The 14972-nt window shown below is 68.4% G+C and carries 14 protein-coding genes and 1 tRNA gene; 9 read left to right on the top strand and 6 right to left on the bottom strand.

Annotated features, from left to right (window positions below; genetic code table 11):
• Positions 1-58 precede the first annotated feature (58 nt).
• From ABD188_RS16970 to ABD188_RS16955, 4 genes are all read right to left on the bottom strand, one after another.
• Positions 59-823 (bottom strand): HAD-IIB family hydrolase, encoded by a 765-nt coding sequence (locus tag ABD188_RS16970; protein ID WP_344065024.1) that lies wholly within the window; start codon positions 821-823, stop codon positions 59-61.
• 58 nt (positions 824-881) lie between these two features.
• A tRNA-Pro gene (locus ABD188_RS16965) sits at positions 882-955 on the bottom strand.
• 17 nt (positions 956-972) lie between these two features.
• Complete coding sequence (locus ABD188_RS16960; protein ID WP_344065020.1) at positions 973-1938, bottom strand: metallophosphoesterase; 966 nt, start codon at positions 1936-1938, stop codon at positions 973-975.
• A complete protein-coding gene (locus tag ABD188_RS16955) occupies positions 1938-4652 on the bottom strand; it encodes a transglycosylase domain-containing protein (protein ID WP_344065017.1) in 2715 nt (904 codons plus the stop codon). Before ABD188_RS16955 ends, ABD188_RS16960 begins: the two co-directional genes overlap by 1 nt.
• A gap of 96 nt (positions 4653-4748) precedes the next feature.
• Here ABD188_RS16955 and sp36 point away from each other — a divergent pair, with 96 nt between their 5' ends.
• Both sp36 and ABD188_RS16945 read left to right on the top strand, forming a co-directional pair.
• Positions 4749-4973: a Sp36 family protein gene (gene sp36, locus ABD188_RS16950; protein WP_344065014.1), complete on the top strand. Its 225-nt coding sequence runs from the start codon at positions 4749-4751 to the stop codon at positions 4971-4973.
• A gap of 2 nt (positions 4974-4975) precedes the next feature.
• Positions 4976-5443: a RidA family protein gene (locus ABD188_RS16945; protein ID WP_344065012.1), complete on the top strand. Its 468-nt coding sequence runs from the start codon at positions 4976-4978 to the stop codon at positions 5441-5443.
• On the opposite strand, the gene ABD188_RS16940 is transcribed toward ABD188_RS16945, so the two are convergent.
• A complete protein-coding gene (locus tag ABD188_RS16940) occupies positions 5434-6087 on the bottom strand; it encodes a TOPRIM nucleotidyl transferase/hydrolase domain-containing protein (protein WP_344065009.1) in 654 nt (217 codons plus the stop codon). The genes ABD188_RS16945 and ABD188_RS16940 overlap by 10 nt on opposite strands.
• Entirely contained in the window at positions 6087-8054 is a 1968-nt protein-coding gene (acs, locus tag ABD188_RS16935) for an acetate--CoA ligase (RefSeq protein WP_344065006.1), read from the bottom strand. Before acs ends, ABD188_RS16940 begins: the two co-directional genes overlap by 1 nt.
• Before the next feature lie 537 nt (positions 8055-8591).
• On the opposite strand from acs, the gene ABD188_RS16930 reads away from it, so the two are divergent.
• The 7 genes from ABD188_RS16930 (at position 8592) to tmk (ending at position 14938) form a co-directional block, all read left to right on the top strand.
• Positions 8592-9758 (top strand): TadA family conjugal transfer-associated ATPase, encoded by a 1167-nt coding sequence (locus ABD188_RS16930; protein ID WP_344065003.1) that lies wholly within the window; start codon positions 8592-8594, stop codon positions 9756-9758.
• The gene (locus tag ABD188_RS16925; RefSeq protein ID WP_344065000.1) at positions 9743-10660 is read left to right on the top strand and encodes a type II secretion system F family protein; all 918 of its coding nucleotides are present in this window, start codon (positions 9743-9745) and stop codon (positions 10658-10660) included. The genes ABD188_RS16930 and ABD188_RS16925 overlap by 16 nt, the downstream gene beginning before the upstream one ends.
• Before the next feature lie 37 nt (positions 10661-10697).
• A complete protein-coding gene (locus tag ABD188_RS16920) occupies positions 10698-10892 on the top strand; it encodes a DUF4244 domain-containing protein (RefSeq protein ID WP_344064997.1) in 195 nt (64 codons plus the stop codon).
• A complete protein-coding gene (locus tag ABD188_RS16915) occupies positions 10889-11221 on the top strand; it encodes a TadE family type IV pilus minor pilin (RefSeq protein WP_344064994.1) in 333 nt (110 codons plus the stop codon). Before ABD188_RS16920 ends, ABD188_RS16915 begins: the two co-directional genes overlap by 4 nt.
• Positions 11221-11538, top strand: coding sequence for a helicase (locus tag ABD188_RS16910; RefSeq protein WP_344064991.1), 318 nt, complete (start codon positions 11221-11223; stop codon positions 11536-11538). The genes ABD188_RS16915 and ABD188_RS16910 overlap by 1 nt, the downstream gene beginning before the upstream one ends.
• Positions 11539-11606: 68 nt before the next feature.
• Positions 11607-14315, top strand: coding sequence for a type I DNA topoisomerase (gene topA, locus ABD188_RS16905; RefSeq protein ID WP_344064989.1), 2709 nt, complete (start codon positions 11607-11609; stop codon positions 14313-14315).
• Positions 14312-14938, top strand: a complete 627-nt coding sequence (gene tmk / locus ABD188_RS16900; RefSeq protein WP_344064985.1) for a dTMP kinase — start codon at positions 14312-14314, stop codon at positions 14936-14938. The genes topA and tmk overlap by 4 nt, the downstream gene beginning before the upstream one ends.
• Positions 14939-14972: the final 34 nt, after the last annotated feature.

Below are 14972 nucleotides of genomic sequence, written 5' to 3'. Positions count from 1 at the left end.
AACCGCCGGGTCTCGGCGAAAGCTCCGGGTCTCGACGCTTCGGCGTCCCCTGCCGGGCTCAGCGCGTCGGAAGGGTCGGGATGAGCGTGTCGAGGAACTCGGCGGTGTCTTCCCATCCCTCGACCGCCTGGCACGCGACGCCCATCGCGAGCACGGGGTAGTCGTTGCCCTCGGGATCGAGCCGGTCGCCCACGAAGAGCATGTCCGAGAGCGGGATGCCGGTCTGCTCGGCGAGCTGACGCATTCCGAAGGCCTTGTCGATGCCCTGGCGTGTGATGTCCACAGAGGTTGATCCGCCCGAGCGCACCTCGAGGTCCGGGATCTCGACGGCGACCGCCGTGCGCAGCGCATTCTTCTTCTCACCCGTCGGATCCCACGCCATCTTGGCGTCGAGCGGTGCGCTCTGCCCGAGCGCCGAGAAGGTGATCTGCGAACCGCGGTCCTCGAGGATGTCGCCCCACGTCTCGGTCGCCCAGAGTCCGAGACGGCGTGCCTCGCGCTCGACGGCTGCGATCGCCCGCTCCTTCTGGTCGTCGGTCAGCGAATGAGCGTAGACCGTGTCGATGCCGTCGGGCGTGATCCGGTAGTACTGGGTGCCGCAGGTGGGCAGCAGGTGGATCCGCGACAGCACCTCGGGTGCGGCATCCGGCAGTCGATCGACGACCTGCATCGTGAACTGGGCGAGCTGGCCACCCGAGATGATCGCCACCTCGACCCGTTCCGCAAGGGCGATGAGCAGCGTGCCGATCCGCGGATCGATCGCGCTCTTCGACGGCGCGAGCGTGTCATCCAGGTCGAATGCGACGAGACGGGGCGTCGACATAGGGCTCCTCCACAGCAGATGGAAAGAGGCCCCGCCGTATGGCGGAGCCTCTCTGCTGTCGGGGTGACAGGATTTGAACCTGCGGCCTCGTCGTCCCGAACGACGCGCGCTACCAAACTGCGCCACACCCCGTGGCAAGCCCCCCGAGTCTACCCGATGGCCGACCCTGCTCCGAACTCGGAGGTGTCGTGGGGGATGAGTGTGAGGAGCGACACTTCGGGCCGGCACGCGAACCGCACCGGCGCGTAGATCGAGTGTCCGAGGCCCGCGCTGACGTTGAGCGGCACCGTCCTGCCGCCGTGGGTCCACTCGCTGAGTCCCCGAGCCTGACGAAGCGGGATGTCGCAGTTGGCGACGATCGCACCGTACCCGGGAATGCGGACCTGGCCGCCATGGGTGTGGCCGGCGAAGATCGCATCAGCACCGAGATCGATGAACCCGTCGAGCACGCGGCGGTAGGGCGCGTGCGTCACTCCGAGCGTGACGACCGGACGGTCGTCCTCCTCCAGATCTGCGAGCGGATCGGGCAGGGCCTCGAGTCGATCCCATGAGCGGTGGGCGTCGCTCACACCGAACGTGTCGACCCGCGCGCCACCGACGTCCAGCGACCCGACCTTGTTGTTGAGGTCGAGCCAGCCGAGCTCATCGCTCAGGTAGGCGTCGAGCGCGCGAGTGTCGAGCGGCTCGGCGACGACCTTGACCGTGGACGGGCCGCTGAAGTATTTCAGCGGGTTGCGGGGCGCCGGCGCCGTGTGGTCGTTCGAACCGTGCACGAAGACACCCGGGATGCCGCGCAGCGGGTCGAACGCGGAGCGAAGTCCGCGGAGCCCCTCGAAGTGCCCGAGGTTGTCTCCGGTGTTCACGATGAGGTCGGGCTGGAGTGACGCGAGCGCGGCGATCCAGTGCTGCTTGCGGTGCTGCCACGGCGCCATGTGCGCGTCAGAGAGGTGCAGCACCCGGATCGGCCGGGCGCCGGCCGGAAGGATCGGCAGCTCGTGCACGCGGATCGCGAACAGGTAGCGCTCGATCCCGATGCCCCAGATCGCGGCTCCCGCGCCGACCGCCCCCACCGCGGCGAGCGAGGTGAGGGCGGTGCGCGCAGCGGATGGCGGCACTAGCCGTCACCGTTGTCGTTGTTGCCCTTGCCGCCGCACTTGTCGACCTTGTAGTTCACGGCGATGCCGGAGTTGCGGTTGACGACGGTTCCGGCTCCCGGAGATGTTCCGGTGGCTATGGGATCACCGCCGGCCGACGCGTCCTTCTCGCAGGATCCTGCTTTGACATCGCCGAAGCCGGCGGAGCGCAGGGCCCTCACCGCGTCGTCGAGCGGCATTCCGGACACGTCAGGGATGGTGATGCCGTTGCCGTTGCTCGGGCTGATCGTCACGGTCGTACCACCCGCGACCAGGCCCGCACCCGGGCTCTGGACGGCAACGATGCCCTCGGCGTCCGACGAATCAACAGGCGGGCCGAGTACGACGTCGAACCCGGCATCGTTGAGGATCCTGGTCGCTTCGTCGATCGACTGGCCGACGACACTGGGCAGATTGGTCAGCACCCGACGAGTGAGGTTGCTGTCGGGCGCTGCGAACGGCCCTGCGGGGTACCACTTGTCGACATTGCGCTGGACGGTCTGTGCGAGCCCGTAGCGCATATCCGACACCATGCTGCCGTTGGCGTACGTGTGGAACAGGTCGAGCGTTCCCTCGACGTTGCCGACCCAGTTGGCGGTGGCCACCCGGGTGCTCGACTCGATGAGCCACGTCTGCAGCTCCTGGTGGGTACCGGTCTTGCCGATCAGGGCCGTGCCATCGCCGGGGTTGCCGCGAGAGCCGGTGCCGCCGCCGGCCATGACACCCTGAAGGGCATAAGCGGCAGTGGCCGCGACCTCGGGTGTGATCACCTGTGAGCACGTGCGCTTGGGCAGTGGAACGTCGTTGCCGTCCGAATCGGTGACCTTGTCGATCGCGCGAGGCTGGCAGTACACGCCGTTGTTCGCGACGGTGCCGTATGCCGCGGCCATCGCCAGCGGAGAGACGTTGTCGGATCCGATGACCTGGTTGGGACCCTGCATCTCGATCGCCTCACCCGATCCACGGGTGACGCCCATCTTGTTCGCGACCTTGCCGATGTCGCAGAGGTCGAGTTCGGATGCCATGGCGACATAACCCGAGTTGAGCGAGGCCGCCGTGAACGACATCGGCGTTCCGACGTATCCGCCGCCGCCGCCGAAGTTGCCCGGCTTCCATTGGCCCGCGTTCACGTAAGTGCCGCCGTTGTAGCAGCTGTCGGGGAAGGTGTTGATCACTCGGTCGCGACCGTTGAGGACCTCGTTGACCGAGTGACCCTTCTCCAGCCAGTCCACGAGCGTGAACAGCTTGAACGTCGATCCGGCGTTGAAGCCGTTCGACTGACCGAACTTCTTGTCACCCGCGAAGACCACGGCCGAGTAGTTGGGGTCGCCTGTCACCGTCTCGCTGAACTTCGTGTTCTGTGCGATCGACAGGATGCGACCGGTCGACGGCTCGACAGACACCGATGCCGATCCGAACCGTGCGCCGGGTATCGATGTGGGAATGCTCTCGTTCATCTTGCTCTGCGCCGTGAACTGCAGGTTCCAGTCGATGGTCGTGTACACGTTGAGTCCGCCGCGGCGGAGCATCTCGGTGCGCGCCTCGGGAGTATCGCCGAACGCTTCGTCACGCTCGATGACGTAGCGGACGTACTGGCAGAAGTACTCCGCACCACCCGCGGCAGCGCAGCCCGTCTTGGGCGCGGTGATGTTCGGGGTGATCGGTGCGATGACCGCATTGTTGTACTGCTTCTGCGTGATCTTCCCATCCTCGAGAAGCCGGCTCAGCACGTACAGCTGGCGCCCCTTCGTGGCCGAGTAGCCGTCTGCGGCTGCGACGTACTGCTCCTGGGTGATCTTGCCGTCGGCCAGCATCGTGTCGAGCGCGGCGAGCTGTCCCTTGTTCACGTCGTCGACGCTGCCGTCGGGGGCTTTGTTGTAGAGGTTGCCGTCGGCATCCGCAATCGAGCCTTCGGGCTGGTCGATCCGATAGGTGTTGGGGTTCTGCACGATGCCGGCGAGGGTCGCCGCTTGCGGGAGATTCAGATCCTTGGATGCGACCCCGAAGTAATAGCGCGACGCCGCGTCGATGCCGTATGTCTGCCCACCGAAGTTGGCGATGTTCAGGTAGCCGAGAAGGATCTCGTTCTTGGAATACTTCTGCTCGAGGGCGATGGCGTAGCGCATCTCCTGCAGCTTGCGCTGGATGCCTTCGTTGCCCACCGCTGTGGTCGCATCGGTCCAGCACTTGTAACGATCGTCGTCCGTCTTCGCGGTCGCCTCGCATCGCTGCACGAGGATGTTCTTGACGTACTGCTGGCTGATCGAGGATCCGCCCTGGGTCTCGCCGCCGCCCTCGAGGTTGGTGAGGATGGCGCGGGTCGTGCCGATCAGGTCGACACCGCCGTGCGAGTAGTAGCGCGGGTCTTCGCTCGAGAGGATCGAGTCGTACATCACGGGAGCGATCTCGTTGAAGTCGACCGGAGAGCGGTTCTGGTCGTAGAACTGCGTCATCTCCATCCATTTGCCCGTTTCGGGGTTCTTGGCGTAGAGAGTGGTCGGAAGCATCAGCTTGTCGATGTCGAGCACGCTGGGCAGTTGGTCGAACATCGTCATCGCGCTGGACGCCGCGGCGCCTGAAATGGCGATGGCGGGGGTGACGGTGGCGCTGATGAGCACACCCGCGACAGCGCTCAGGCCGACGAGGCCGGCGAGACCGCCGAGCACACCGCTAGCCGTTCGTTTCGTATCAGGCATAGGGTTGATCGTAGGGGAGATACCTGGGCGATCCCTTGACGGACCCGCCCCCCACGGCTGTTCCCCGGCTTCCGCCCGCCATTTTCCGGAGACTCCATGACCACGTGGGAATACCTCACGACCCCCCTGCTCATCCATAACACCGCCGCCATCCTCAACAACTGGGGCAAGCAGGGGTGGGAGCTCGTGCAGGTCGTCACCGGCCCCGAGGGCGGCCTCGTGGCCTATTTGAAGCGGCCTGTCGGCGGCAGCGGAGACACCTCTGCGAACGCGGGGCTGGATGCCGCGGCCCAAGCCGCCAAGCAGTTCGACGAGAGCTGACCGTGACGGTCTCGCAGCGGCTCGCCGAGCTCGGCATCGACCTGCCGTCGGTCGTGCCGCCGGTCGCCGCTTACGTTCCCGCAAAGGCGCACGGCCATCTGGTCTATACGGCCGGTCAGCTTCCCATGGTGTCGGGCGCCCTGCCCGAGACGGGCAAGGTCGGCGACGGTCACGGTCTGGTGCCGGCATCCGACGCCAAGGAACACGCCCGCCAGTGCGCCCTCAATGCGATCGCTGCCGCTGCGGCCGCGGTCGGCGACGTCGACCGCCTGACCGGAGTAGTGAAAGTCACCGGGTTCGTGGCGTCCGTTCCCGAGTTCACGGGTCAGCCGGGCGTCATCAACGGCGCCAGCGAGGTGCTCGGCGAGATCTTCGGCGAAGCAGGCAGGCATGCCCGCTCTGCTGTCGGCGTGCCCGTGCTGCCCCTCGATGCGCCCGTCGAGGTCGAGGTCGTCTTCTCCTACGTCTGACGCGCTCGTCGCAGCACCGCCATGAGCGGCTGCGGCATCCGCTCGAGCGGGATCGTGTCGACGAAGATCCGGGCATAGCGGAGTTTGCGTCGCGCGCCACTGGTCATCCATCTCCGCAGCTGGGCATCGATGGGCCGATCGCGCCACTCCGGCTGCTTCTGCAGTTTGCGGAACGCGATGATGTCGCCGTTGTCGGCGAGGCACGCCTCGATCAGTTCCGGCCCGCAGGCGCGCAGCAGCTCGTCCTCGAGGTCCGACACGCATGCGAAGAATCCGGCGACCTCGATCTCGTCGGTCGGCGTGAGCAGACCGACCTCCTCGAGGGCGCGACGGATGACGCGAGCCTCTGCGATGTCGTAGAGACCCGACAGCGGCACGGCGGGATGATCCACCCGGATGGTGCGCAGCATCCGGCGGAGTCCCTGAGCGCCCCCCACCGGCACCACGGCGATCCCTCGATCGCCGGCCCCGAGCCGCTGGGCGAGCGTGTCGACGGCGATCTGGTCGCTGACCCCCTCGACCAGCACGATCGCCCGGGGGTCGGTCAGTGCATCGAGCGCAGCGGTGGCGGCGAGGGCCGCGACCGGACCGTGCGGGTAGCCCTCCGGCACGGTCCGACCGTCGGTCAGCCGCCGCGCAGGCACTACCTCACCTGGGCGCTGATCACGCTCATCACCGCGGTGTCCGCCAGCGTCGTCGTGTCGCCCACCTCTCGGCCCTCGGCGACATCCCGCAGGAGCCGCCGCATGATCTTGCCCGACCTCGTCTTGGGAAGCTCTTCGACGATGTACACGTCGCGAGGGCGGGCGATCGGGCCGATCTGTTCGCCGACCCAGGCGCGGAGCGTCTGAGCCAGGCCGTCGGGGGAGTGCGCGGCGAGGTACGACTGCTTCACGATCACGAACGCGGCCACCGCCTGACCGGTGGTCTCGTCGGAGGCTCCCACGACCGCGGCCTCGGCCACGGCTTCGTTTGCGACCAGCGCCGACTCGATCTCGGTCGTCGACAGGCGGTGGCCCGACACGTTCATGACGTCATCGACGCGGCCGAGCAGCCACACGTCGCCGTCGTCGTCGAGCCGTGCGCCGTCGCCGGCGAAGTAGTAGCCCTGGTTCTGGAACTTCTCCCAGTACGTCTCCACGAATCGGTCGGGGTCGCCCCAGATGCCGCGCAGCATGCTCGGCCAGGGCTGGGTGACCACGAGCAGACCGCCGTTGCCCTCGCCGACGTGCGTGCCGTCCTCGTCCACGACCTCGATCGAGATGCCGGGCAGCGGCACCTGGGCCGAACCGGGCTTCGTCTCGGTGACGCCGGGCAGCGCCGAGATCATGATCGCCCCGGTCTCGGTCTGCCACCACGTGTCGACGATCGGCGCGGTCTTGCCGCCGATGATCTTGCGGTACCACATCCATGCCTCGGGGTTGATGGGCTCGCCGACCGATCCGAGCAGACGCAGGGACGAGAGGTCGAACTTCTTCGGGATCGCGCGCCCCAGCTTCATGAACGAGCGGATGGCGGTGGGCGCCGTGTAGAGGATCGTGACGCCGTACTTCTCGACGATCTCCCACCAGCGGCCCGGGTGAGGCGTGTCGGGCGTGCCCTCGTAGAGCACCTGCGTCGCACCGTTCGCGAGCGGACCGTACGCGACATAGCTGTGCCCCGTGACCCAGCCGATGTCGGCCGTACACCAGAACACGTCGGTTTCGGGATGGATGTCGTGGACGACCTTGTTCGTGAAGGCCGCCTGCGTGAGGTACCCGCCCGATGTGTGGAGGATGCCCTTCGGCTTTCCGGTGGTGCCCGACGTATAGAGGATGAAGAGCGGGTTCTCGGCGGGGAACGCCTGTGCCTCGTGCTCGGCGGATGCCGCAGGCACGACATCGTGCCACCACAGGTCGCGGCCCTCGGTCCATTCGACATCGTTCCCGCCTCGGCGGACGACTAGGACGTGCTCGACGGTCTCCTGGATTCCCGAGCCGTTGCGGTCGGCGAGCGCCAGGTCGACAGCGGGCTTGAGTGGCGAGACCTTGCCCTTGCGGTACCCGCCATCCGCGGTGATCACGAGCTTCGCGCCGGCGTCGTCGAGGCGCGAGCGCAGGCTGTCGGCCGAGAAGCCGCCGAACACGACGGAGTGGATCGCGCCGATGCGCACGACGGCCAGCATCGCGGCGATCGCCTCGGGGATCATGGGCATGTAGATCCCGACGCGATCGCCCTGGCCGACACCGAGCCCCTCGAGCACGTTCGCGACCCGCTTGACCTCGTCGGTGAGCTCGGCGTACGTGACGCGCCGCTCGTCGCCGAGTTCGCCCTCCCACAGCAGTGCGACGCGGTCGCCGTTGCCCGCCTCGACGTGCCGGTCGAGGCAGTTGTACGCGACGTTGAGCTCGCCGTCGTCGAACCATTTCGCGAACGGGGGGTTCGACCAGTCCAGAACCTGCGTGAACGGCGTGTGCCAGTGGAGCGCCCGCGCCTGCTCGGCCCAGAACGCGTCGCGATCGGCGGCGGCGGAGTCGTAGAGAGATCGTGTGGCGACGGCGGCCGCGGCGAATTGGTCGGACGGCGCGAAGCGTCGCGTCTCGTTCAGAAGGTGGTCGATCTGGCTGGTCATGGGGCGCGCTCCTTTGCGGCTGGCGGGGGACGGCATCCCCGGCGAGTCTGTCACGCAATGTACCGATCGGGGGGCGTGTCCACTACCTCCGATAGTGGGTGGTGGCCGGGATATTGGACGCGACCGATATATCACCCACAGTGCGCCCGGATTTGTTTGGACCGTTGCATGAATTCGCATATGCTTTCCAGCGGCCGAACATTCGATTCTGGCATCGCGGCACCCGAATCACCCCCCGAAGTGCGGTGTCGCTCGTGGCGGCATCCCATTCCCCCCATGGGATGCCGCCCTCTTTTTCGGGCGATGGGCGCCGGGTTGGTGTCGGCGACGGGGCTTGTCGACCAGCCCCGACGCCGAGCCGAGGGATCGCTGCCCGATTTCGGAGCGACGTCCTCTGGTTCGGCGAGAATCCCCGGGTTCGACGAGTCGCCGCGGGTTCCTGCGTCGACTCCTCCACAACCCACCCATTCGCCTGGCGCTTCCACTGAAGGAGCGGGATGTCGGCTGCCGGACGGCCGTGTTGCCTAGCGTCGAGGCATGCCCAAGCCGTTCGTCGTCCAGCCGCGCACCGACGCGGTGCCGGTGAGGGCAGGGACGTCGACCCCAGTGCTTCCTGCGGGTCCGACTGCGGGCTGGCGGCCCGACCCGCGCGGGATGGACCTCGGCGACCGGAAAGGGTCGATGACCTCAAGAGTGACGGGCCCGCGGGTGCCCGAGCAGGGTCCGGCTCGGCGGCTGGAGCCTGAGCAGCGCAGACTCGGCCCTTGGCCGCCAGCGCTCGCGTCGCTGGCGCCGTACCTCGACGACCCCGAGGTGACCGATGTGTTCGTGAACGGCGGCGCAGGGCTCTTCGTCGACCGGGGTGCCGGTGCCGCGCCGGTGCCGGCATGGCGGGCGGCCGAAGAGGACGTGCGCGCGCTCGCCGTCAGCTTGATCGGCCTCGGCGGGCGCCACATCGATGACGCGGCGCCCTGTGTGGATGTGCGTCTCGATGGCGGGGTGCGGGTGCATGCCGTCCTTCCTCCGATCGCCGCCGAAGGAACAGCGATCTCGATTCGGGTGCCTCGGTTCGATCGCATTTCACTCGACGTGCTCCAGGCGAACGGGATGTTCGGTGCCGGGGCACGGGGCGAGCTCGAGAGCGCAGTCCGCCGGCGGACGAACCTCCTCGTGACAGGTGCGGCCGGCGCCGGCAAGACCACACTTCTCGCCGCCCTTCTGGCCTCGGCGCCCCACTGCGAGCGGATCGTGACGATCGAGGATGTCGCAGAGCTCCGCATCGACCATCCGCATCACGTTCGACTCGAAGCACGGCAGGCGAATCTGGAGGGCGCGGGAGCGGTCGGCCTCGCGCGGCTGGTGCGCGAAGCGCTGCGGATGCGTCCCGACCGGCTGGTCGTGGGGGAGTGCCGCGGGGAAGAGGTGCGCGAGCTGCTCACCGCGCTCAACACCGGGCATGACGGTGGCGCCGGCACGTTGCACGCGAACAGCCTCGACGACGTTCCGGCGCGGCTCGAGGCGCTGGGGGCGTTGGCAGGGCTGGACGACCGCGGCCTTTCGAGGCAGGTCGTGAGCGCGATCGGACTCGTGCTGCACGTCGCACGGGGCGCGGAGGGCATCCGCCATCTCGCTGGCGTGGGTCACCCTGTCCTCGACGAATCGGGGCGGCTCGCGATCGAGGAAGCCCCATGGCCCGACGACTGAACGACCCGGCGGCCGCGATTCCCGACACCGTGCTGCGCCTCGCCGTGCTGCTGCAGGCCGGCGTCGCTCCGGCGCGAGCCTGGAGCCACCTTGCCGAAGGCGGTGACGCGGATGCCGCTCGCGTGGCGACGGCGGTCGGTCGCGGCATCCCGCTGCACGAGGCGATTGCGGCGGCGGGCCCGCCCGATCGTCGGCGTCGGGGCAGGCGGTCGTCTCCGCGCTCCGATGCCTGGCCGGATGTCGGGGCCGCCTGGCACGTGGCGACGACCGTGGGCGCGCCGCTGGCTGAGAGTCTTCGAGGTCTGGCGACCGCCCTCCGTGACGCGCACGAGGCCGCTGATGATGTGCGTGTCGCGCTCGCGGAACCTGCCGGCACCGCCCGGCTCATCGGCTGGCTGCCCCTCGTGGCGCTCGCTCTGGGCGCATCTCTCGGATTCGACACCGTCCACACGCTGCTCGGCACGCCGGCAGGGCTGGTGTGCCTGGCCGCGGGCGCTGCACTCATCGTGGCCGCGCACCAGTGGAACGCGGCGCTGGTGCGACGCGCGACGACGCCTGGCGGCATTCCAGGCCTCAGCGCTGAGATGCTCGCGATCGCCGTCAGCGGCGGCGTCTCGCTCGACCGCGCCGCAGCGATCGTCCGGGATGCGACCGGCGGGGGCATCGACGATGAAGCCGACGCAGTCCTCTCGCTTTCACGCACCGCCGGCGTCCCTGCCGTCGAACTGCTGCGCGCCGCGGCGGCTCTCGCGCGGCACCGAGCGCGCATCGACGGCAGACTGCGTGCCGCCCAGCTGTCATCGCGGCTCCTGCTGCCGCTCGGGGTGTGCACGCTCCCCGCGTTCCTCCTTCTCGGCGTCGCGCCGATGCTGCTGAGCGTCATGTCGACGACGCCGCTGTGACTCAGACCGTGCCCACCACCTCACGACAGGAGCAGACATGTCCATTCCCCCTCTCACACATCGCCGCGCCGCACGACTGTTCACCGACGACACCGGAGCGGCCACTGCCGAGTACGCCATCGCGACGATGGCGGCCGTCGCCTTCGCCGGACTGCTCGTGGTCATCATGCGCAGCGACGAGGTGCGCGGCATCCTCACCGACCTCGTGCGCCGCGCACTGACCGTCGCGTGATCTGGCGCGGTGACGATCGGGGATCGGTCGTCGCCGAGTTCGCGGTGGCGCTGCCCGCGGTCGTGCTCGTGCTCGTGTTGGGCGTGGGTGCGCTGAGTTCGAGCGCACAGCATGTGCGCCTGCAGGATGCCGTGGCGGACGCTGCTCGCCTCGCGGCGCGCGGCGAGCCGGTCGAGCGCGTCCACGCCGTCGTCGCCGATGCGGTCGCCGGAGCGAGCAGCTCGATCGAGGCTCGCGGCGACCTTGTCTGCGTGATCGGCTCGGCACCGTCATCCGGGTTGCCGTTGACGCTCACGGCGTCCAGCTGCGCGCTCGCCGGCGGCCTCTGATGCCGGGCGCACTGGGAGCGGCGGCGATCGTCGGCGTCGCGGCTGCCCTGACCGTCGGGCTCGCGACCGGCGGGTCGGCAGCCGTGTTCGGTCAGCGTCTGGCCGGGGCCGCGGATGCTGCCGCCCTCGCCGGGGCCGACGCGGCATCCGGTGCCGTCATCGCGGTTCCGTGCGAGGTCGCCGACCTTCTCGCAGCGTCGTCCGGGGCCGCGCTCGCGAGCTGCGAGGTCGTCGGGCTGGAGGTGACGGTGACGGTCTCGGCGAGCTTCGGGCCGCTTGCCGCGACCGCTTCGGCTCGTGCCGGGCCGCCGGGCTGATCCGTCGCTCACAGCTTGTACCCCCGTGAACGGCGTGTATGGTGTGCGTCGAAGAAAGGATGTCCCCCTTGGCAGAAGGCAAGAAGCTCGTCATCGTCGAATCGCCGACGAAGATGAGGTCGATCCAGGGCTACCTCGGCGATGGCTACGAGGTGCTCAGCTCTGTCGGGCATATCCGCGATCTGGCCGACAAGAAGGACATCCCTGCGGACAAGAAGCAGGCCTACGGCAAGTACTCCATCGACATCGACAACGGCTTCGATCCCTACTATGTCGAGAGCGAGCGCGGACGGAAAACAGTCGCTGAGCTGAAGCGCGCGCTCAAGGGTGCCGACGAACTGCTCCTCGCCACAGATGAAGACCGCGAGGGAGAAGCCATCGCGTGGCACCTCCTCGAGGCGCTCAAGCCCAAGGTGCCGGTGCGGCGCATGGTCTTCCACGAGATCACGAAGGATGCGATCCGCGAGGCGGTCGATCACACTCGCGAACTCGACCTGGCGCTCGTCGATGCGCAGGAGACGCGCCGCATCCTCGACCGCCTGTACGGCTGGGATGTCAGCCCCGTCCTCTGGTTCAAGGTGCAGCAGGGCACGTCGGCCGGCCGCGTGCAGTCCGCGGCGACCCGCATGGTCGTCGAGCGCGAGCGAGACCGCATGGCCTTCGTCTCCGCGTCGTACTGGGACATCGAGACGCTCGCCGTCAAAGAGGCTGCGTCCTTCGCGGCCCGGCTCGCCCGCGTCGACGGTGCGCCCCTCGCACGCGGCACGGACTTCGACGATCACGGCGAGCTCAAGAAGGCCGTGCTGGTGCTCGACGAGGCTGGGGCGCGGACGCTCGCCGCCGCGATCGAGGCTGCGGCAACCGCATCCGTCTCGAATCTCGAGTCGAAGCCCGGAACCCGCAGCCCTCGTGCGCCGTTCACCACCTCGACCCTCCAGCAGGAGGCCGGGCGCAAGCTCTCGATGAGCGCGAAGCACGCCATGAGCGTCGCCCAGCGCCTGTACGAGAAGGGCTTCATCACCTACATGCGCACCGACTCGACCGCGCTGAGCACGCAGGCCGTTCAAGCCGCTCGTGCACAGGCCGTCGAGATGTACGGCGAGAAGGCCGTGCCCCTGAATCCGCGCCTCTACGCGAACAAGAGCAAGAACGCCCAGGAGGCGCACGAAGCGATCCGCCCGTCGGGCGAGGTGTTCCGCAAGCCCTCGGAGGTGTCGGGCGAGCTCGACCGCGACGAGCAGCGACTGTACGACCTCATCTGGAAGCGCACCATGGCCAGCCAGATGTCCGACGCGAAGTACGAGACGACGACGGTGACCCTTGCGGTCGACGCCGGCGGACGTCGCGTGGAGTTCACGGCATCCGGCACGGTCTACACGTTCCGGGGATTCCTCGACGCTTACGAAGAGGGCCACGACGAGAAACGCAGCGACGCAGACAAGGCCGAGGACCAGTCGCTGCCCGCCGTCGCGGTGGGCGACGTCCTGCGACTCAAGGACGTCGAGCCCAAAGGCCACTCGACCAGTCCCAAGCCGCGCTTCACCGAGGCGAGCCTCGTGAAGGCGCTGGAAGAGAAGGGGATCGGCCGGCCGTCCACGTTCGCGAGCATCATCGATGTGATCCTCAATCGCGGCTACGTCTCCAAGCGCGGCCAGGCCCTCATCCCGAGCTGGCTCGCATTCAGCGTCGTCCGCCTTCTCGAAGAGCACTTCGCCGACCTCGTCGACTATGACTTCACGGCCGCACTCGAGGATGACCTCGATGCCATCGCCCGCGGCGAGCAGAAGCGGGTCGACTGGCTGAAGGACTTCTACTTCGGGTCGGCAGACCAGGTCGGACTCCGCAACATCGTCGAGAATCTCGGCGAGATCGACGCGCGTGCGCTGAACTCGACTCCGATCGGGGATGTCGCCACGCTCCGTTTCGGCAAGTACGGGCCGTACCTCGAGATCGTCGACCCGACGGATGCCGCCGCCGAACCGCGTCGCGTGAACATCCCCGAGGATCTCGCTCCCGATGAGCTCACCCCGGCGAAGGCGCAGGAGCTCATCGACGCTCCGGTGGCCGGCGACCGCGTGCTGGGGGAGAATCCCGCCAACGGCAAGCTCGTCGTCGTCAAGGACGGCCGCTACGGTCCGTACGTGCAGGAGGTCGACCCGCCCGCGCCCGAGACCGAGTCCATCGATGATGCGACCGGCGAGGTCATCGACGTGCCAGAGCCCGCTCCGAAGAAGCGCGGCGCCAAGAAGGATGCCGCACCGAAGCCGCGCACGGCATCGCTCTTCAAGTCGATGTCGGTCGACACGATCGATCTCGAGACGGCGTTGCGTCTGCTCGACCTGCCCCGCACGGTCGGTGCCGACCCTGAGTCGAGTGAACCCATCACGGCGCAGAACGGGCGCTATGGCCCGTACCTCAAGAAGGGGACCGACTCGCGGACGCTGGCCAGCGAGCAGCAGCTGTTCGACATCACCCTCGACGAGGCGCTCGCGGTATATGCGCAGCCCAAGTACGGCGCGCGCGGCGCGAGCAGTGCGCTCAAGGAGTTCGAGGCAGACCCTGTCAGCGGCAAGCCCATCAAGCTGAAGGACGGCCGATTCGGCCCGTATGTGACCGATGGCGAGACGAACGCGACGATCCCTCGCGGCGAAGACGCCATGGAGATCAGCTTCGACCGCGCCGTGCAGCTGATCGCCGACAAGCGTGCGAAGGGCCCCGCTCCGAAGCGCACGGCCGCGCGTCGCACGACGACGCGCAAGGCGCCGGCCAAGAAGTGACGGGGAACGGCCTCTTCGTCACCTTCGAAGGCGGCGACGGCGTCGGCAAGACGACGCAGGCCGCTCTGCTCGAGGAGTGGCTGACGGCCGAAGGCTCGACGGTGGTGCGCACGCGCGAGCCAGGCGGCACCGAGGTCGGGCTGCTGGTGCGAGACATCGTGCTGCACCATCGCGGCGAGATCGCCCCCCGCGCCGAGGCGCTGCTGTATGCGGCCGACCGCGCCCACCACATCGAGACCGTGGTCCGCCCCGCTCTCGCGCGCGGCGAGGTGGTCATCCAGGACCGCTACCTCGACTCGTCGGTGGCGTACCAGGGCGCGGGGCGCGTGCTGGGCCGCGATGAGGTGCGCGACTTGTCGCTCTGGGCCACAGGCGGTCTGCTGCCGGACCTCACGGTGCTCCTGGATCTCGACCCCGGCGCAGCGCGCCACCGCCTCGACGCCGACGACAAGCCCTTCGACCGGCTCGAGTCCGAGCAGGACGACTTCCACAGCCGCGTCCGTGCCGAATTCCTGGCGCTCGCCGCCGCAGAGCCGGACCGCTTCCTCGTGCTGGACGCCTCCCGCCCCGCCGCCGAGCTGGCCGCCGACATCCGCGGCCGCGTCGGGCTGCTGCTTCGTTGACGGGGAGATCCTGTCCGGCTTCGGCGGCACCTTC

The sequence above is a fragment of the Microbacterium pumilum genome (assembly GCF_039530225.1).
Taxonomy (GTDB): Bacteria; Actinomycetota; Actinomycetes; order Actinomycetales; family Microbacteriaceae; genus Microbacterium; species Microbacterium pumilum.
Note: the sequence above shows the minus strand (reverse complement) of the source record. Positions and strands in the feature narration are given on the sequence as shown.